The organism is Paenibacillus sp. Dod16 (assembly GCF_049893405.1).
Taxonomy (GTDB): domain Bacteria; phylum Bacillota; class Bacilli; order Paenibacillales; family Paenibacillaceae; genus Paenibacillus_AQ.
On the sequence record NZ_JBNDYG010000040.1, the window covers coordinates 58488 to 77857 of the forward strand.

Consider the following 19370-nt stretch of genomic DNA (forward strand, 5'->3'; position numbering starts at 1 on the left):
CGCATCTTTTTTATTGTTGGATCATCCCCCGGTCAAGCTATGAAGAAGGTTTCTCTTGGGAAAGAAAATCGCTGATCCTGCTCCGAAGCTGCTCATGCTGTTCAAAATGGTTATACATCCGATAGGCAGCCGTCTGCGCATTTCCGAAGAAGAATCGTTCAAACTGGGTTTGGCGACCACCGAACGAGCTTGCACCAAGCTCCCATGCAAGCCTGAACAATGCGATGCGATCCCGAGCATCCGTCGTTGACCCTTTTAAATATTGATTAAGGTAGGGGCCTGACTCCGATCGAAAATCCAATTCGGAAGGGATCATAATCAGGCCGCTGGAGCCTAGCAGTTGAATCATCTCTACCATCTCGGGATAGAATTTGGGGAAGAGGATGCTGGATGCGATAAGAGGACTGGCAGCTGGTACGAGATATCCGAATTTATCATGGCTGGCGCCCTGTTCGGAGGCCAGTCTTAATGCCTTGAAGGTTTCCAGAAATGTAATCACTTTCGAAACATTCGAGACCATATGGGGCTCGAGTCCAATGTTCTGTTCATCTGCCAAGGATTCCAGCAAGCCGAGCATGAATTCGGTTTTTACGATAAAACGGACGGCCATTTGATGGGCGATATGCGTATGAAAGTGACTTTCGCCGAATAAACGTCCGGCGTAAGTCTCGTCCCCATAGTAAAATATTCGATCATGAGGGACCAGCACGCGGTCGAAGATGACGAGTGTATCCATCTCTTCGTATCTGGCGCTCAGGGGATAATCATAGGAAGAAGTGGCACCGTAGCTTTCACGGCATATAAAAGTCATTCCCGGTAAATCGTTGGGAACCGCAAATGCAAACGCAGAAGGATTTACATCCTGGGACATCGTTGGCGAAGGGGTCGGGAATACCAGCATTTCTTCGCAAGTAGCCCCTTGTGTTGCCATCAAGAAGGCCCCGCTTATAATCATTCCTTCATGATTCATCTCTTCGACTTTAGCCGCGATAGCGTCTTCAGCAGCATCCTGCTGACCGGACATTTTACATGCATAGGGCTGGATGAAGGCGTGAGATAATGTAATATCGTGATCACGACAGTACTTATAATAGTTCCTGAGATTCTCCGCGTATTTCGGATGATGTTCCTCCAGAATATCGGCAGCGGTATATAAGGACATGATCGCGGTGTTCATATAGTCGGGAGCGCGCCCTAAAAAGCCGTGATGCCGCCTCGCCCATAACTCCATCATGATTCGGCGTTTTTGCAAATCCTCAGCATTCTTTGGCGGGAGAAAAGACAAGCCTACCCGTTCTCCCGTATCGGGTGAGGGGTAAGTCAATTGTTCCATATATCTTGCGTCACATTGCATATCGTATAGATCGGCCTGGGTTTGAATAAGACCTTGAAATGCAGAATGCTCGGATAAAGGTCCCTTGATAGGCTCACCTTTATACCAAATGTTGATATTCTGCCGGTCAATCCGTTCGATATACTGCTTTCCCGATTTAATAGGCACGTTGTTCACCCCATTTGTAAAAATCATAAGCTAACGAACCTGTCTACTGCTGATAATGTACGTGCTTCGTCCACGCGGAGTACATTGTCCGTCGGAACCGACGAAAAATATGCGGATGTACCTCAAGAGTTGAAATCGGGAAGTGACAAAGGCAAAAAAAACGGACCCGCTATGGTCCGTTTCTTGATTTTTCGATTAATGGGATTGACCCAGATACTGCTCAAGCGTCAGGTTTTGCCTCGTGATTTCTCCTGCAATATAGACGCCCACGTAACGGACATGCCAGGGCTCATAAGAATAGCCGGTTAATTTCTCCTTGCCTTTTCCGTAACGAATGATAAATCCGTACTTCGGTGCATTGGCTTTCAGCCATTTGCCTTCTTTGGTATTTCCGAAGCTTTGCTCCAATGCATATCCTACGGAAGCGCTGGATATATCCATGCTCAGCCCGGTCTGATGCTCGCTTTGTCCAGGACGAGCGCTTGTTTTATTAGCGACGGCTTCGCCCTTATTACGGGCGTTGCGTTCGAATATGGCCTTCTGTGTGGCATAGGATCGGAAGCCTGACACGGCTTTGAGATCGATCCCGTCTTTCTTGGCAGCCGCAAACAATTTTTCGAGCGCAGTTGCCGCTACTCGTTTCATCTGTTTCTTAGGACTGGGTCCTGAGAAGCTGAACGGAATACGGGGTATGACCAAATCTTGAGGCACATAACTCGATGGTAGATTTCTTTGCTTGTTGACGAGTACAACGGTACTTGATAGATTGGTGACCGTATTTAAACCACGAACCGTTTTTATAGTCCGGTTAGGAGCGTTGTTTTCCGCCGCAGTAAATGATAAGCTGGAAGAAGCTGCAGCGGCAGCTTCCGCCTTGCCAATGCCGGTGCTGCTTAGAAAACTGGATAAGGCCAGGCTTGTGACAACGGAACCGATGATGACTGTGGGTATGATGGATTTTACGATTTTTTTGTGCATATGATGTCCCTCCTCGTTAGCTGTCTCTGAGTATATAAGAGAGTTATATCGGTAGAATCTCTGACTTGTTTCTGAATTGTAAACAAAATAGAATAGATCGAATCTAATAATAACCCAAAAATAGATTATAGTGATATGAAATCGTAACAAATTTCTACATAAGGAGACGTTTTAGATGGAAATACGCGATTATATTAAACGGGGGTTTGAGACCTATTACGCCAAATATAGTCAAGTGACGGAGGAGGGATTCTGCAGGTGGATGCGTCCCGACGTTCCTGCAGAGATGAAAGTCGTCGATAACGATGAGGAGTGGTCCATATGGAAATTGGTCCCTTCCGTTGTGAGTGAGGATCATATCGGGGCGATGGAAGAAGAGTATGGATTGACTTTTCCGGAGTGGTATAAAGCATTCATCTCCACGTATCATCATTACTTTGACGTCATACCTGAACAAGCAGTTGACGAGCCGCTGGAAAATGTCAGGAACATGTACAATCCCTTGTTGTGCCGGCTGGGATACCTTCCTTTTACATGGGACGAAGAGTACGGAAAGATATGGTGTATCGATCTAAGAGAGGACGCAGGCGAGGGTTACGGAGCGATCTATGAGATCGAACATGAAATCTTGTTTGATCTGGATGAGGAACGAACGGATCATGCCAAGCTTAAAGAGTCGCTGATATTTTTATATCCGGATTTCAAGGCGTATTTCGACCATACGTTCCTGGAAGGTTGAAACGTTTATCTTTGTCTATAAGGAGAATCTTCACATGCAAAAAGAACAGCTGCAGGAAATTTTGAATGAATACGATATCCGTGAAGCGGAGATTGCGTTTATTCGGCATAATGAAAATCGAACCTACAAGGTAAAAGGCCATGACGGAAGTACATATCTGCTGCGCATACATCAACCGGTCAAAGACGGCATGGCAGGTCAGCAGCATACTTACGAAGGTCTAATGGGTGAGCTGCACATGCTGGAGCACTTGTCAGACCGAAATCATCTGCTTGTCCAAAGGCCTGTGCGTAATCGGGAAGGTGAGCTGATCACGGTTATCGAACACGAGGGGAAGCGTTGGAACAGCTCCGTGCTTACCTGGCTGGAAGGAAGAGACTTGCAGAAGGAAGACGTAAGCGACCCGGTATTGGTCGAGAAGCTGGGGGCTCGCATTGCAGAGCTGCACAAATTCTATAGGCAATACGAGCAGGAGGGCCTGGACAAGCGTCCGAGTCAGGGGATTGCCTACAATCAATATATGATCGAGGTTATACAGCAAGGATTAGCGAAAGATTTGTTTACTTCCACCGATGTTTCGATTATTGAAGAAACCATATCGTTGGTTAACGCGCGCCTTGAGGACAATAGGAACGTTGAGGCTTGGGGACTTATCCACGGTGATTTAAGCTTGGGGAATATCATCATGACCTCGGATGGAGAACTGAGTTTTATCGATTTTGGTTTTTTCGGACCAGGATATGATTACACGGATGTTGCAATGGGTGCCATGATGGTTCCTTCAGAGCTTCGGGATATCTTCCTGAAAGGGTATTATGGCTATGATCACACGAGAGAAGATAAGCTTGATCTGTTAGAAGGTTTCATGCTGCTGGCCATTATCGGATACTATGTCTTTCAGATGGAGAATGAATCCGTGCATGCATGGATGCGTGAACGAATGCCGAAGCTGTGCGCCGATTATTGTACGCCTTATTTGTCGGGTGAACGCATATTTTATTCCGTATAATCGATGTCGGCTCAGACGATATCCATGAAAGATCATTATAAGCATTCAATCCCTTGGTCAGCACGCTAATCGGGTGATACGATATGAGATATATAACTTAAGGATTAGAGGTGAACAACGTATGGCAGAGAGCAAACTTCTGCTGCAACAAAAAGCTCTCCAGGATGAGGCTTCTGAGGTAGCAGATGAACTTCGACTTCATGAGTTATTAAGTCAAGCAGGTGAACCGGTGCGTGTCGGCAGCTCAGCCCTCGGGTTGATGGTATGGAGAGACCTGGACATGACGGTAAAATGTTCTAGGCTGAATCAACAATTAATAGCACAAATCACATCGGAACTCATGCTGCGTGCTGGTGTGCGGGAACTGAAGTTCATCAATGATACCGGAGTTTACAATGCGGATCCCGCTTATCCCGATGGATTGTACATTGGCCTAAAGTATAAGTCTCAGCAAGGGAAGGAGTGGAAGATGGACATATGGTTCGTGGATGAACCGGAGAGACAACCCGACTTGAAACATATCATAACGATGCCTGATCTGCTGACTCGGGAACGCCAGGAAGCTATTTTGAGAATCAAAAATAACTGGGCAAGCCGTGCTGAATATGGCAAAACCGTGCGAAGCTTTGATATTTATACAGCGGTCCTGGAAGAAAAAGTAAGCACGCCGGAGCAGTTTCAGGCCTGGCTGAACCAAAGGTCCATGAATATAGAATAGAGCCTATGATTCTAACAGCAAATTGGAGGTCAGATCCAATCCAGATTTATGATTGCCGGGTTATACGAGGATTCCTTCGGAGGCGAGAAATTGTTGGACCGTTATGCGAACAGTTTTATTGCGACAAGAGCCATAAAGCCTTAACAGCATGGCCATTTCCAAGGCTTCATCTGAAGAGTCATCCAAGCGGGTGGCTTTTCTTTTTATGTATATGTAAAACTTAAGTAAATCCTATTTTTTAAATATTATCCATATCATTTTTCCTGTGATAGCATGATCGTATATCTGGTAAGTGGAGAGAGGAATGATAGATATATGAGTTCAGCATTTTGGCTAACCAATGCCCGGTTAGAAAGCGGTTATGAAGTTCAAGATGGCGTTATTACGGGAACAAAGACGGAGATTCGCCATATATTCATAGAAGATGGGAAAATCGCGAAAATTGTAGCTTCGGACACAACGATAACAGACGAGTGGCCGCAGCACGATGTGAAGGGTTTATTGCTTCTGCCATCCTTTATCGAAAAGCACTGCCATTTGGATAAAACGCTGCTAGGTGACCGATGGCGTTCCGTTACGCCGATTTCCAGTATTTTTGAACGTTTGGCAATCGAGAAAGCGACGCTTCCTGCGCTTGATACCTTGACGCAGGACCGTGCGGAACATCTGCTTGATATTTACCTGGAGTCCGGGGTGACACATGTGCGTACGCATGTCGATATTTATCCGGAAGCCGGATTAGACAATTTAGAAGCGGTTCAACAGGCATTGCACGCATTTGAAGGAAAGTTATCTTATGAGATCGTAGCTTTTCCGCAGCATGGTTTGCTGCGCTCGAAATCAACGGAGTTAGTGAGACAAGCACTTCGCAGAGGAGCAAGCCTGGTCGGCGGGGTTGACCCGGCGACGGTGGATGGCGATATCGAAGCGTCCTTGCAGGAAATGGTCGGGCTCGCCGTGGAAGCCAATGCGGGCATTGATCTGCATCTGCATGATGCCCATCATCTGGGAACCTTCACCATGAAGCGGTTAGCACAGCTGACCATCGAGGCGGGTCTGCAGGGCAAGGTGGCGATCAGCCATGCCTTCGGACTAGGTGATATTCCACCATCCCAAGCACAGGAAATGGGGGACCTGCTCGCTGATGCGGGGGTCGCCATCATTACGAGTGTGCCTATTGGCCGGAACTTTCCGCCGGTTGGTTTGCTGCACGAGCGCGGTGTAGAAATGGCCGTCGGATGCGACAACATTTTTGATGTGTGGTCTCCCTTCGGAAATGGAGATGCGCTGGAGCGCGCCGGCCGACTGGCCGAAATATCCAGATGGGTGGATGAACGCGCTCTAGCGCAAACGCTCCAATATATTACCGGTGGCATTACACCGCTTAATCATGATGGGGAGCAGGTGTGGCCGCAGGTCGGAGACGTTGCCAGCATTGTATTGGTTGAAGCTTCTTGTTCAGCTGAAGCCGTTGCGAGAAGATCCAAACGCGTGGCGACGATGTTTCAGGGAAACATCGTTTCCGGTTCGCTTTAGGCGAATTTTATGTCCATTCGGATTAAGTTGCTGCTGTCCTATACCGGGATGCTGGTCATTAGCCTGCTGGTTTTTGTCTTGACTGCCAGTTTGTTTACCATTGCGGCTACCGGCGATACTCATGGTATTCGGGATTTTTATAAAGTGCACTACCAGATTAACCCGCTCACGGAACAAGAGGAGTCTATTTTCCTCGAATTAAAATATCTTGCCAAGAACGAGCCGGATGAGCTGCAGAACAAAGAGCTTCTGACGGAATACGATTTTAAGCTGAGAACCGTACGAGCGGGACTGTACGTCCGCAGAGAAAACGACCAGGTCTTTGAGTCCAACACGATGAACCAGCCTGAACTGGAAGCAAATCTGCCTCCATATGACCTGCACAACAATCAGATCCGCAATACCCTTAACATCGGTGAACGGTTCTATGCATATGCCAAATATGATTTCCGGTATTCGGACGGGGCAAAAGGGAGCGTGTACGTGATTCGCGAGCGAAGTCCATTCGGCGAAGTCACGCGCAAGCTGCTGCCCATACTTGTCTTGAGTCTCGTAGGCATCGTTGTTGTTGCGAACGTATTGTTATATCGTTGGATCACGCGCAGCGTGGTCAAACCGCTTGATTTGCTCCGAAATTCGGCGGAACACATTAAGGAGGGAAATCTCCAGTTTTCTCTGGATTTGCATTCCAAGGACGAAATCGGTCAGTTAAACGAGACGTTTGAGAATATGCGGAAGCGTCTGCATGAATCGATTCAACTGCGGCTTCAGGATGAAGAGAATCGGAAAGAGCTGATCTCCAATATCTCTCATGACTTGCGCACTCCCATAACGAATATTAAAGGGTATATCGAGGGCATACGCGACGGTGTTGCGGATACGCCGGAGAAAATGGATAAATACGTGAACATCATTTACACCAAAACCATGGATCTGGATAGACTTGTGGATGAGTTGTTTCTCTATTCCAAGCTAGATTTAAAGCAGGTTCCGTTCATGTATGAGCATGTCGATATCATCGGTTTTATAGACGATTGCATCGATGAGCAGCGCTACGTGTTGGAGGAGAAGGACATTTTGCTGGAGTGGAAGGAACGCCCCGGTGATCCTGTCGAGGTCATTGCCGACCTGGAAAAATTAAAGCGAACCGTTCTCAACATCATTGGAAATGCCCAGAACTTCATGGACAAGCAGCAAAAAAACATAGGCGTCTCGATCCGGCTGTCTCCGGAATGGGTAACGGTAGAAATACGGGATAATGGCATGGGCATCGATCCGGAAGCGATTCCTCATATATTCGAAAGATTTTATCGTGCGGAGCCATCCCGCAATTCTGCAACAGGCGGCAGCGGTTTGGGGCTTGCCATTGCCAGCCAGATCATCGAGGGACACGGGGGTACCATCTGGGCGGAGAGCGAACTGGGCGTCGGCACCAGCCTGAACTTTACCCTCAAACGAGCGAATATGAAGGAGGCACTTTAATCCATGACGGCACGTATTCTCATCATTGAAGACGAAACAACCATCGCTCAGTTGGAGCGGGATTATTTTGAGTTGAACGGATTTATGGTTGATCTATGCCATACAGGCAATGAGGGATTGAGGCTTGCCCTTCATGAGGACTACAGCCTTATCATTGTGGACCTTCAGCTGCCCGGTATGAATGGCTTTGAATTATGCAGCCACATCAGGAAGAACAAGGAGGTACCGATTCTGATCGTATCCGCCAAGAATGAAGAGATCGATAAAATCCGTGCCTTCAATCTCGGTGCCGACGATTACATTACCAAGCCGTTCAGCCCGAGTGAATTAGTCGCAAGAGCCAAAGCCCATTTGATGAGATATGTGAGGCTTATGGGCAAGCAAAGCCCAAGTCCATGCTCAGAAATTCATATTCGCGGTTTGGTTATCGATAAATCGGCGCGAAGGGTGTTCGTACGCAATCAGGAGGTCGCGTTTACAACCCGGGAGTTTAACTTGCTGGAATTTCTGGCTAGTCATCCGAACCGGGTGTTTAACAAAACGGAACTGTTTGAACGGATATGGGGCATGGATTCCAGCGGGGATATTGCAACCGTAACCGTCCATGTCCGTAAGCTGCGCGAAAAGATGGAGCTGGATCCATCCAATCCGCAGTACATTGAAACGGTCTGGGGGGCTGGCTACCGCTTTTCGGTTTAAATAATTTAGAAATTGTTAATAAAAGTTTTCGAAACGCTTAATCCCAGCTTTCTTGGGAGTTTAGGACTCTCCTCTATCATGGAGATATGACAATCAAGGCTCATATTTCAACGATTCAGGGAGGGTTTACCAATGAAAACATATTCTAATAAACTGGCGGCCATGATGGTGGCAGCTGCTCTGGGAACGGCTTCGCTGCCGTTACATGTTCTGCAAGTCGAGGCTGCGGGAGCTCCGCTGGCTGTCCAAGATATAGAGCAAGCCACTCAAGTATTGTCCCAGCTTCGCGTGATGCAGGGTTACCAGGATGGCTCGATGGGGATAACCAGTCCGATCACGCGGGCAGAGCTGGCGAAAATGCTTGTACTTGCGTTTGGTCTTGAAGGCAAAGGGGAAACAGAGCCAAGCTTCACGGATGTCAACCCAAACGCGTGGTATGAGCGGTACGCATCTGAGCTGGTGGCGCAAGATATTATGCAGGCACCGGACGGACGTTTTGACCCGCGAGGAACCGTTACCCACGCCGAGCTGGTACAATTGGTGTCTAAAGCACTGAAACGAGATGCCAAGTCCGTGGATTACTGGGCAAAGCGCTTCTATTCCGAGGACGGCCAAACCACTCGTGGTCAAGCTGCCTACTTGATCAGCATTGCCCATGAGGCGATTCCGTCAGAAAAAGCCAAAATCACCAGTGTACGCGCACTGAATGCGATAACTCTGATCGTCACTTTTGATGCTCCATTGACCACAGACAATGAGGCGTTTGCCAAAGCCAAAGAAGATTTTGAATTTAACAACGGACTTGAACTCACCAACATGCCGCGTTTGAAGACGGGCTCCATATCCACTTACATCGTCCCAACCTCCGTTCAAAAACCGGGTACATCGTATACGCTTACCTATAAAGGGAAAACAGCAGGTACATTTACAGGTAATAGCACGAAGTTGGACATGACAGAGGTTAGACAAGTGGCTCAGGATACGTTTGAGTTGGAGGCACTCAAAGCGAACGGCGTCGTTGACTACGGTTATGTTATTTCCGCTTATAGCGGGGGCCGCGGAGCCAATGCATTCGTATTGGATGAGAACAACAGCGCAGATGGAAAAGTCTATCAGATCATCTCGTCTGGGCAGGGCAGAGAAGTCACGATTACGCCTGCAGGCGGACAACCTATCGTGGCCAAATACGTACCATTCACCCAGTCCACGGATGGCAAACAAACCTCGGATTGGGCACAGATTGCGAACCCGACTTTCGTTGCGGAGGGTTTCGAACCGCTGGATATCATCGGAGAAGAGGCGATCAGTGACAGCTCCGTTTCCATTACATTATCCGAGGACCCTGGAGATGAGCTGTTCTCCGGTCGGAGCATCGAATTGATTGACACAGAGGGCGGCAAGCTTATGGCAACCTATAAATATTCAAGCCGCAAAGGTGCAGTAGGCGTGTTCGATCTTAATCAGGAGGGCAAACTGAAGCCAGGAACGACCTATACGATTAAACCGGTCGGCAAATGGGCAGGCGAAACAACGGCGGTTCTGACCGTGAATTAATAAACTGTGGGAAAATGAATACCCCATATGATAAGGATGAGCTCAAGAGCTCGTTCTTTTCATATGGGGTTTATTGCATTTGATAGAAACCATTTTATCATTTGGGACATTCGGGGCTAGCAATTCATTCCACAAAATCAGAAAAAAATTCCAATTAAATTGTTAATTCTGTAGTCGAAACGTCCGGGAAGTGGGTACTAAATGTTAAACGGTTGACAACCTGTATATACATGTATATGATTTCCCTATATGCAACCTGTATATACAAGATGACGAGGAGGACGAAGTTTCATGTTGAACCCAGAAACCCAGTCTCAAGATTGGTGGAGAACTTCGACGGTTTATCAAGTATATCCGAAGAGCTTCAACGATACGACCGGCCTAGGTACCGGCGATATACGCGGGCTCATGGAGAAGCTGGATTATATAAAAGGACTTGGCATCGACATTGTGTGGCTCCAGCCGGTGTATGTTTCTCCGCAAAATGATAACGGTTACGACGTAGCGGATTATTGCAGCATAGATCCTGCATACGGGACGATGGACGATTTCGATAAGCTTGTGGCCGAATTAAAAAAGCGAGACATGCATCTGATGATCGACATCGTCGTGAATCATTCATCGACCGAGCATCGATGGTTTAAAGAAGCGGTTTCCTCACGCGATAACCCGTATCGCGACTATTACATCTGGCGGGATCCGGCAGAAGACGGCGGCCCGCCGAATAACTGGCAATCCAAGTTCGGAGGGCCAGCTTGGCAGTATGACGAGGGATCAGGGCAATATTACTTGACATTGTTTGACAAAACGCAGGCAGACTTGAACTGGGAGAACGAGAAGGTCCGTGCGGAGGTTGTGGATATCCTCACCTATTGGGCGGAAAAGGGAGTCAGCGGATTCCGGATGGATGTCATTAATCTCATATCGAAGGATCCCAGTTTTCCCGATGACGACGGTTCGGTGGCGCCGGGCGACGGACGCAGGTTTTATACGGACGGCCCCCGAGTGCACGAATACATTAAGGAATTGAACGAAAAAGTGTTTACGCCTTACAATCTCGTCACGGTGGGAGAGATGTCCTCCACAACCTTGGAGCATTGCATTCGATACTCGAACCCGGAGGAGAATGAATTCTCCATGACGTTCAACTTCCACCACTTGAAGGTAGACTATCCCAACGGGCAAAAATGGGAGCTCAAGCCTTATGATTTTGAGGAGCTGAAAAGAGTGCTCTCCGATTGGCAAATCGGCATGCAGAAGGGCGGCGGCTGGAATGCCCTCTTCTGGAACAACCATGATCAGCCGCGAGCGCTGACCCGGTTCACCAATGATGGCAAATACCGCACGGAAAGTGCAAAGATGCTGGCCACAACGCTTCACGGGTTACAAGGCACCCCATATGTGTATCAAGGCGAAGAAATCGGCATGCCCGATCCGAAATGGAATGATATCTCCGAGTTTCGGGATATTGAATCATTAAACATGTACACCATTCTCCAGGAGCAGGGTAAAACTCCGGAGGAGGCTGCCCACATCGTCAAAGTGCGCTCGCGCGACAACTCCAGATTGCCTATGCTCTGGAATGACGGTGACCAAGCCGGATTTACGACGGGGACGCCTTGGATCAAGCTCGATGAGCGGTATCCGCTGATCAATGCGCAATCCGAAGTGGAGAATCCGCAATCGATCTATCATCATTACCGGAAGCTGATTGAATTGCGAAAGAACCTTCCGGTTATTACGGACGGTGAATATGTTCGCCTGGATGAAGGTCATCCCGAAATTTATGCGTATGCCAGAACGAACAAGGAGCAGACGCTTGTTGTCATTTCCAATTTCAGCGACCGCGACGTTTCGTTCGAGATTCCGAAGACGTTGATAGACAAGCTGACCGAAAGTCGATCGGTTCAACTGTTAATTGGCAACACAACGGAAGAACAGGCCCTTACTCCAACCGTTGCACTTCGACCGTATGCATCCTATATGTGGCTTATTCATAACAACTAAATTCATAATGTCAGGAGCGTAGAGCTATGGCCATTGATCGCAAAAACGTGGAGCGCATTGTCGAGGCAGTCGGCGGAAAAGACAATATCGAAGCCGCTACGCATTGCGTAACCCGATTAAGATTTGCCCTTGTGGACGACAGCAAGGTGGACTCCCAAGCCCTTGAAGCGAACGATCTGGTGAAGGGGCAGTTCTCGTCCCAGGGACAGTTTCAGGTCGTGATCGGACCGGGTCTTGTCGACCAGGTTTACGATGAAATGATGGATATCACCGGCGGAGCGAGAGTTTCGAAGGATGAAGTGAAAAACATTGCGAGCAAGAAGCAAAATCCGCTGCAGCGGGCGATCAAGACGCTTGCGGATATATTCATTCCGATTCTACCGGCCATCGTCATGGCAGGTTTGCTGCTTGGTATCAACAATCTGCTTACGGGACCGGGTATCTTCTATGAAGGACAATCGTTGATTCAGGTCCATCCCGAGTGGGCGGACGTAGCCTCGATTATTAATCTGATTGCAAGCACTGCCTTTACTTTCCTTCCCGTTCTGATCGGATGGTCGGCGGTAAGACAGTTCGGAGGCAACCCGCTGCTCGGGATTGTACTGGGTCTGATCTTGGTAAATCCGGATCTGCTCAGCGCTTACCAGTATGCCGATGCCAAGCTGGAGGGTACGGTTCCCGTCTGGAACCTGTTCGGCTTTGAAGTGGAGAAGATCGGTTATCAAGGCCAAGTGCTGCCGGTTCTAGTCTCAGCTTATATTTTGGCCAAAATCGAGAAGTTCCTGAACAAACGCGTCCATGACTCCATTAAGCTGCTTGTTGTGGCCCCCGTGGCCCTGTTGGTGACCGGGTTCCTCGCGTTTGTTCTGGTGGGACCGATCACGTTTGCCATCGGCAACGTCCTCACTTCAGGTCTTGTCAGCATTTTTGATTCCTTTGCCGCTCTCGGCGGCCTGATCTACGGCGGACTGTACGCGCTCCTTGTCATCACGGGGATGCATCATACCTTCCTTGCAGTGGACATTCAGCTCATCGGCAGTGAGGGCGGAACGTTCTTGTGGCCGATGCTGGCATTGTCTAATATTGCGCAAGGTGCCGCAGCGCTGGCCATGATGTTTATCATGAAGGAACAGAAGGCGAAAGGACTTGCCGTTACCTCTTCCATCTCCGCTTTCTTGGGGGTCACAGAGCCGGCCATCTTCGGGGTCAACGTTCGTCATAAATATCCGTTTATTTTCGGCATGATCGGATCCGGAACAGCCGGTGTGCTGCTGGCTGTGAACAACGTTCTGGCTTCATCGATCGGCGTGGGCGGGATTCCGGGATTCCTATCGATATTCCCTAACCAGTGGGGCGTCTTCTTCCTCGGCATGGCGATTGTATTGGTCATTCCGTTCACAGGGACATTGCTGTTTGGGCGTTACCAGTTGTCCAAGCAGTCTCGACGTACAACGGAAGGGAATCCTGCTGGCTCGGATGCAGCAGAACAAGCTGTTCCAGCAGCATTGAACGGCAGTTTTCAGTCCGAGTCGTTCGACTCGTCTGAATCGGCGAATAGTCCAACTATGGAAGCGGCTCAAGAAGACGTGGTCGATATCATGGCTCCGATCAAAGGGAAAGTGGTTCCCCTGTCTGAGGTGCCGGATCCTGCCTTCGCGGATAAACAGATGGGACAGGGCATTGCCATCCTCCCGTCCGAAGGAAAAGTGTATGCTCCATTTGACGGACAAGTCGCGCATCTGATTAAGAAGAGCAAACATGCCATTATTTTGACGGATACGAACGGAGTTCAGATCCTGATTCACGTCGGTATCAACACGGTCTCCTTGAAGGGAGAGGGATTCACGGCTCACGTGGAAACAGGTGCGGAGATAAGCAAAGGGCAGCTGCTGCTTGAATTCGATATGGAACGGATTCAGAAAGCCGGTTTACCCGTCATTACGCCGGTCATTATTCCAGATGGGCAGGAACATATTCAGAAGGTTACGGAGTTTGAAGGCGAAGCGTTTCCAGGCGAAACGCGAGTGCTTCAGGTGACTCTCGGTAATGGAAGCTGAAGTTCCGATGCAGCATGTAATAGCCGCTGGAAAATGGTACAATAACTGATGGTGATAAAGGATGACGAACAACATTTATTGGACGCTATACAAAGATTATGCCGACAAAATCGAAACCGGCACTCTGCAGCCCGGCAGCAAGCTGCCCTCGGAAAACGAGCTTGCGGCAACCTATCAAATCACTAGGGAAACGGTACGCAAGGGACTCAATTTGCTGGCACAAAACGGTTATATTCACAAGGTAAAAGGCAAAGGTTCTTTTGTGCTGGATACAGGCAGAATGAACTTCCCGGTAACGGGGCTCGTCAGTTATAAAGAGCTAGCGGAACGGCTAGGCCGAAAGAGCCGAACGATTGTATATGAGACGGATTGTGTTCCGGCCGGGGAGGGAATTGCAAGGGAGCTTCAAATTCGTACGGATCGGCTTGTATGGAGGGTCATCCGTGCCAGGGAAATCGAAGATGAGCGCATCATTCTCGATATCGATTATTTGCTTGCCGACATCGTAACGGGTCTAACGAGAGATATTACCGGCGATTCTATCTATCAATACCTGGAGCAGGAGCTCCATCTGAAAATCAGCTACTCGAAAAAAATGATCTCCGTTGAACGAGTTACTACGATGGACCAGTCCTATATGGATCTCGGAAACGATACTCATGTCGTCGTGGTCCGGGGCTACGTTCATCTGGAAGATACCACGCTCTTCCAGTATACGGAATCGAGGCATCGATTGGATAAATTTCAGTTCGTTGATTTTGCAAGAAGAGAAACCAATCATGATTTTGGAGAGCAATAGAAGTGATTATGCAGCCGCGAATTCATCGCGGCTTTTTTATGTTGTCTTGACACAGGCTTACCGGGGATTTGGGGGGCGATGTGCCGGAGAATAGATGGAATGAAAGAGGGAATTTCCTTCTTGATGTTGAAGCTATCTAGTAGGGATTGTCCAATAATCAAGGTAAAGGAGTCGATAGAACATGGACTTGGGACTGACAGGAAAAGTCGTGTTAATCACCGGAGGAAGCAGAGGGATAGGCCTTGAAACCGCGGTTACTTTTGCGTTGGAAGGGGCCAAGGTTGCGATTTGTGCACGGGATGAGGCGCAGTTAAAAGCTGCGGCAGACCATATCCGACAAGCAGCTGATATCGAAACGCTAACCATCGCAGCGGATGTTACGAAACCTGAGGATTGCATACAAGCGGTGAACGATATCGTGCAGCATTACGGACAGCTTGATATTCTGGTGAACAACGCCGGAACCGCCGCTGCCAGGCCATTTGAGCTGATCGACGACGAACAATGGGCATCGGATCTGGATCTCAAGCTGTTTGGCGCGATTCGATTTGCCCGTGCAGCTGTCCCTCATATGAGAGAGTCCGGCGGGGGTGCGATTATTAATGTCACGACTTCCTGGGCCAAAACGCCGCCGGCCTCATCCATGCCAAGCAGCGTCAGCCGCGCGGCAGGGCAAGCCATGACCAAGGCCATGAGTCACGATTTGGCGAAAGACCAGATTCGGGTAAACACCGTATGCATCGGAACGATACGCAGTGCACAGCTTGAAGCGCGTTGGAAACGTGAATCACCGGAACTCGCTTGGGAACAGTATGCCCGGGACCCGCGCCATAACATTCCGCTCGGACGTATTGGAAACACGGAAGAAGCGGCAAAAGTTATCGTATTTATGGCATCCGATGCTGCTTCCTATGTTACAGGCACTTCCATCAATATTGACGGGGGTTCAGCTCCGTCTTTGTAAGCCGTTAGCAATTAAGAACGCGGGAGGTCTTGGATGTGAAGCATGAGGTCGTGATCGGAATCGATGGAGGTGGATCGCAAACACGCGTCATGGTCAGCGATTTGTATGGAAATATTCTCTCCTATGCCGTTGGTGGAGCCTCCTCGATCCATAAAGACAGGAATGCACATAAGAATGTTCAGCAAACCATACGCAGGGCACTTACCATGGCAGGCTGCAGATTGGATCAAGTCAAGGGTCTGTATGCGGGAATAGCGGGTTACGAGTCGGATCAAGACATGGAGTGGGTAACTCGTTTAACCGCGATCGAAGGACTCGGTTGCCCGAAATGGTACGTGAACGATTCTGTTGTCGCGCACACAGGTGCATTCATGGGGAATCCAGGAATCGTTGTTGTGTCGGGGACGGGATCCATGATTCTGGGAATAACCGAACGAGAGATTCCTATCAAAAATGTGGATTTTCACCATTACGCCGCCAGCGCAGCGAGATTTCTATCTTATGATGCTGTGTATCAGATGTTGGCCGGGAATATTCATCCGTCCGATGAATCGTTGGTCCGTCAAATCCAAACCTATTGGGGAGTCGAAAATAGGGACCAGCTTCGAATGTTGGCGTTATCGGGCTTTATAGAAGATCCACAAGAGCGGGACAAGAAGTTCGGGGAGATGGCTCCACTTATCACGACAGCAGCTGAAGCTGGAAGCCCATTAGCTCGGAGCGTATGCGATGAAGGCATGAAACAAATCATGGTAGGTGTTGAGATTATAGGTTCATTTTTTAAGTCGGATCATGTATCGGTAACCGGCATCGGGAGTGTCGTAAACTGCGCTTATATGAAATCTAAGCTGATAAACAGCTTGCAATCTGGCATCAACAAGCAATATGAATTTCAGAACCCTCAATTATCGGCGGCTGCCGGCGCCGTGCTTATGGCATTTCGCAGTTTGGGTCTGCAGGTGGATTCCCATAGGGTTGAATCCATGCGCAGGCACCCTCATGCTACATGGTAGAATTCATTTTTTCATAATTTATATTATGTAAACTGAGGATCATATGTAGTAAGAGCCCCATTTGCCTAATGATGTTCTTCTCATAAGGATGTCGTAATTTTATATATGATTTGTCGCATAGTTGGACTAAAAAAACGAGTGAGATGTGATACCTTATATGTGGATGTCATGGCAGCTAAGTTCATATCCGGAGACCGAAGAGATGTTGTGGCAGAATTACATACATAAAAGCCCGCCTGCTCTTTAAGGCGTTATGGATAGGCAGGACTTTATATTTGAAGTGATTAAAAATTAATGAAAAGTGATGGTGATGATTCATGTCTAAGGTGTATCGAATTGGAATTATCGGCTGTGGCGGTATCGCAAACGGGAAGCATCTGCCGAGCTTAAGCAGATTGAACAACGTGGAGCTTGTGGCATTCTGTGATATCGTCCTTGATCGGGCAGAAGCTGCTGCTAGCAAGTACGGGATTGAGGAAGCTAAAGTGTATAGCGACTATAAAGAGCTGCTTCAGGATCAAAGCATCGATATCATTCATGTTCTGACGCCTAATGACTCGCATGCCGAAATTTCCATTGCGTCCCTTGAAGCAGGTAAGCATGTAATGTGCGAGAAACCGATGGCAAAAACGGCTGCGGATGCCAAGCGGATGATGGAAACCGCAGAGCGTACAGGCAAGAAATTGACGATCGGATACAATAACCGATTCCGTGAAGACAGTCTTTACCTGAAACAAGTATGCGAAGCCGGTGAGCTCGGAAATATTTATTTTGCCAAGGCTCATGCCGTACGGAGAAGAGCGGTTCCAACTTGGGGCGTGTTTTTGGATGAGGAAAAACAAGGCGGCGGGCCGCTTATCGATATCGGTACGCATGCTCTCGATTTGACCCTCTGGATGATGGATAATTACAAACCGAAGATCGTCCTCGGTACCACTTACCATGAATTGTCTCGCAAGGAGAACGCGGCAAATGCTTGGGGACCATGGGATCCGGAAAAATTCACCGTTGAGGATTCCGCATTCGGTATGATTGTAATGGAGAATGGCGCGACCATCATGCTGGAATCCAGCTGGGCGCTCAATACGCTGGATATCGATGAAGCTAAATGTACGCTGAGCGGTTCGGAAGGCGGAGCCGACATGAAGAACGGTCTTCGCATCAACGGCGAGAAATTCAGTCGTCTGTACACCAACGAGATCGAATTGAATTCCGGCGGAGTTGCGTTCTATGACGGGAAGAAGGAGCAGGCTCCGGATGTTGAGATGAGAAGATGGATCGAGGCGATCGATCAGGATAAGGATCCTGTCGTAACCCCGGAACAAGCTTATGTCGTATCTCGAATTTTGGAAGCTCTCTACGAATCCGCAAAACTCGGCAAAGCCGTTTACCTGGACTAAGTTTAGATTTATATGATGATTTAATCATGCAAAAGCCCTGATGTTCAGGGCTTTTTTTATGTCGATCATATTGAATCTAGCAAAACTGTGGATAGGTGATGGGGAGGAATGGGATATAGTATAGATTAATGAGGCATAATAAGCTCATTACATCATGAAGGCAGGGTTATATGAAATGATATTTATTTATAATGATTACGGTGGAACCCATACAACCTCGCTGGCAGCCGCGTATCATCTAAATAAATTACCCACGCATCGGCAGCTTACTACAGACGAGATTCTGGCGGTTGACTATTTCAATAAACTCAATACTTCCGACATGGGCAAACTCGTTTTCCACGGGCTGGATGAGAACGGGAATCCGGTATACACACTTGGAAGGGGCTCATCCAAAGTTGTCATTCCAGCTCTAAAAAATTTGAGCCTGATCCTTCAAGACAAATATCAAAACGCAGAGCCGATTGTATATTCCAATACTTCGCCTACCGTTCCATTGGTCATGACAATTGGGGGATTTTTAACTAAAAGATTAAAATTGAGTTTTATAGGCGATCCATTATTAATCGCAGGGGCGAAGCAGTGCTGCAGCAACATCCGTGAACTGGTTCTACATACCAAACAAACCGCAGCCTCGAGGTCTGGAACAGAGTCTGTAATCGTTATGGAGAACAAAAATTTCTCCGCATAGCTATTTGATATCCGCACTGACTGAGAAGATAATCCGGGATTCCACAGGTGTATCTTCTTTTTTATTTGCCCAAATATGCCTCAGCGTTTCTGTTATAGAGCTGAATCGTATGATACAAAATCACTCAATTTTCGTTCAGCCGCGTCATCCTGTGAGAGTGGATGTTATCGAAATTTCCCTTGGCCTGCTTGGTACACAGCAATGTGCATCAGACAGTTTACAG

16 protein-coding genes are annotated in these 19370 nt (G+C 48.2%); 14 read left to right on the plus strand and 2 right to left on the minus strand.

The genetic code is table 11. The features are described from left to right. Positions 1-37 precede the first annotated feature (37 nt). Positions 38-1501: a 4-hydroxyphenylacetate 3-hydroxylase family protein gene (locus ACPV3A_RS26825; protein ID WP_426202382.1), complete on the minus strand. Its 1464-nt coding sequence runs from the start codon at positions 1499-1501 to the stop codon at positions 38-40. A gap of 195 nt (positions 1502-1696) precedes the next feature. Continuing rightward, positions 1697-2479: a M15 family metallopeptidase gene (locus ACPV3A_RS26830; protein ID WP_426202383.1), complete on the minus strand. Its 783-nt coding sequence runs from the start codon at positions 2477-2479 to the stop codon at positions 1697-1699. 175 nt (positions 2480-2654) lie between these two features. On the opposite strand from ACPV3A_RS26830, the gene ACPV3A_RS26835 reads away from it, so the two are divergent. From ACPV3A_RS26835 to ACPV3A_RS26900, 14 genes are all read left to right on the plus strand, one after another. Then, positions 2655-3218 carry an SMI1/KNR4 family protein gene (locus tag ACPV3A_RS26835; protein ID WP_426202385.1) on the plus strand — a complete coding sequence of 188 codons (564 nt, stop codon included), beginning with the start codon at positions 2655-2657 and terminating at the stop codon, positions 3216-3218. 34 nt (positions 3219-3252) lie between these two features. After that, positions 3253-4227: a phosphotransferase enzyme family protein gene (locus ACPV3A_RS26840; RefSeq protein ID WP_426202387.1), complete on the plus strand. Its 975-nt coding sequence runs from the start codon at positions 3253-3255 to the stop codon at positions 4225-4227. A 121-nt stretch (positions 4228-4348) separates the two neighbouring features. Further along, positions 4349-4945: a hypothetical protein gene (locus ACPV3A_RS26845; RefSeq protein ID WP_426202389.1), complete on the plus strand. Its 597-nt coding sequence runs from the start codon at positions 4349-4351 to the stop codon at positions 4943-4945. 315 nt (positions 4946-5260) lie between these two features. After that, positions 5261-6481 carry an amidohydrolase gene (locus tag ACPV3A_RS26850; protein ID WP_426202391.1) on the plus strand — a complete coding sequence of 407 codons (1221 nt, stop codon included), beginning with the start codon at positions 5261-5263 and terminating at the stop codon, positions 6479-6481. Between the two features lie 9 nt (positions 6482-6490). Further along, positions 6491-7963: an ATP-binding protein gene (locus tag ACPV3A_RS26855; protein ID WP_426202393.1), complete on the plus strand. Its 1473-nt coding sequence runs from the start codon at positions 6491-6493 to the stop codon at positions 7961-7963. A 3-nt stretch (positions 7964-7966) separates the two neighbouring features. Beyond that, positions 7967-8662, plus strand: a complete 696-nt coding sequence (locus ACPV3A_RS26860) for a response regulator transcription factor (RefSeq protein WP_426202395.1) — start codon at positions 7967-7969, stop codon at positions 8660-8662. A gap of 132 nt (positions 8663-8794) precedes the next feature. Further along, positions 8795-10216, plus strand: coding sequence for an S-layer homology domain-containing protein (locus ACPV3A_RS26865; RefSeq protein ID WP_426202397.1), 1422 nt, complete (start codon positions 8795-8797; stop codon positions 10214-10216). Positions 10217-10507: 291 nt separating this feature from the next. Further along, positions 10508-12223: an alpha,alpha-phosphotrehalase gene (gene treC, locus ACPV3A_RS26870; protein WP_426202399.1), complete on the plus strand. Its 1716-nt coding sequence runs from the start codon at positions 10508-10510 to the stop codon at positions 12221-12223. 26 nt (positions 12224-12249) lie between these two features. Then, positions 12250-14280, plus strand: a complete 2031-nt coding sequence (gene treP, locus ACPV3A_RS26875) for a PTS system trehalose-specific EIIBC component (protein WP_426202401.1) — start codon at positions 12250-12252, stop codon at positions 14278-14280. 61 nt (positions 14281-14341) lie between these two features. Continuing rightward, the gene (gene treR / locus ACPV3A_RS26880) at positions 14342-15079 is read left to right on the plus strand and encodes a trehalose operon repressor (RefSeq protein WP_426202403.1); all 738 of its coding nucleotides are present in this window, start codon (positions 14342-14344) and stop codon (positions 15077-15079) included. A 181-nt stretch (positions 15080-15260) separates the two neighbouring features. Continuing rightward, positions 15261-16043 carry an SDR family NAD(P)-dependent oxidoreductase gene (locus ACPV3A_RS26885; RefSeq protein ID WP_426202405.1) on the plus strand — a complete coding sequence of 261 codons (783 nt, stop codon included), beginning with the start codon at positions 15261-15263 and terminating at the stop codon, positions 16041-16043. A 35-nt stretch (positions 16044-16078) separates the two neighbouring features. After that, complete coding sequence (locus ACPV3A_RS26890; protein ID WP_426202408.1) at positions 16079-17056, plus strand: N-acetylglucosamine kinase; 978 nt, start codon at positions 16079-16081, stop codon at positions 17054-17056. Between the two features lie 317 nt (positions 17057-17373). Then, a complete protein-coding gene (locus tag ACPV3A_RS26895) occupies positions 17374-18456 on the plus strand; it encodes a Gfo/Idh/MocA family protein (RefSeq protein ID WP_127590332.1) in 1083 nt (360 codons plus the stop codon). A gap of 175 nt (positions 18457-18631) precedes the next feature. Further along, positions 18632-19147 (plus strand): DUF3189 family protein, encoded by a 516-nt coding sequence (locus tag ACPV3A_RS26900; protein ID WP_339296378.1) that lies wholly within the window; start codon positions 18632-18634, stop codon positions 19145-19147. The last annotated feature ends 223 nt before the right edge of the window (positions 19148-19370 follow it).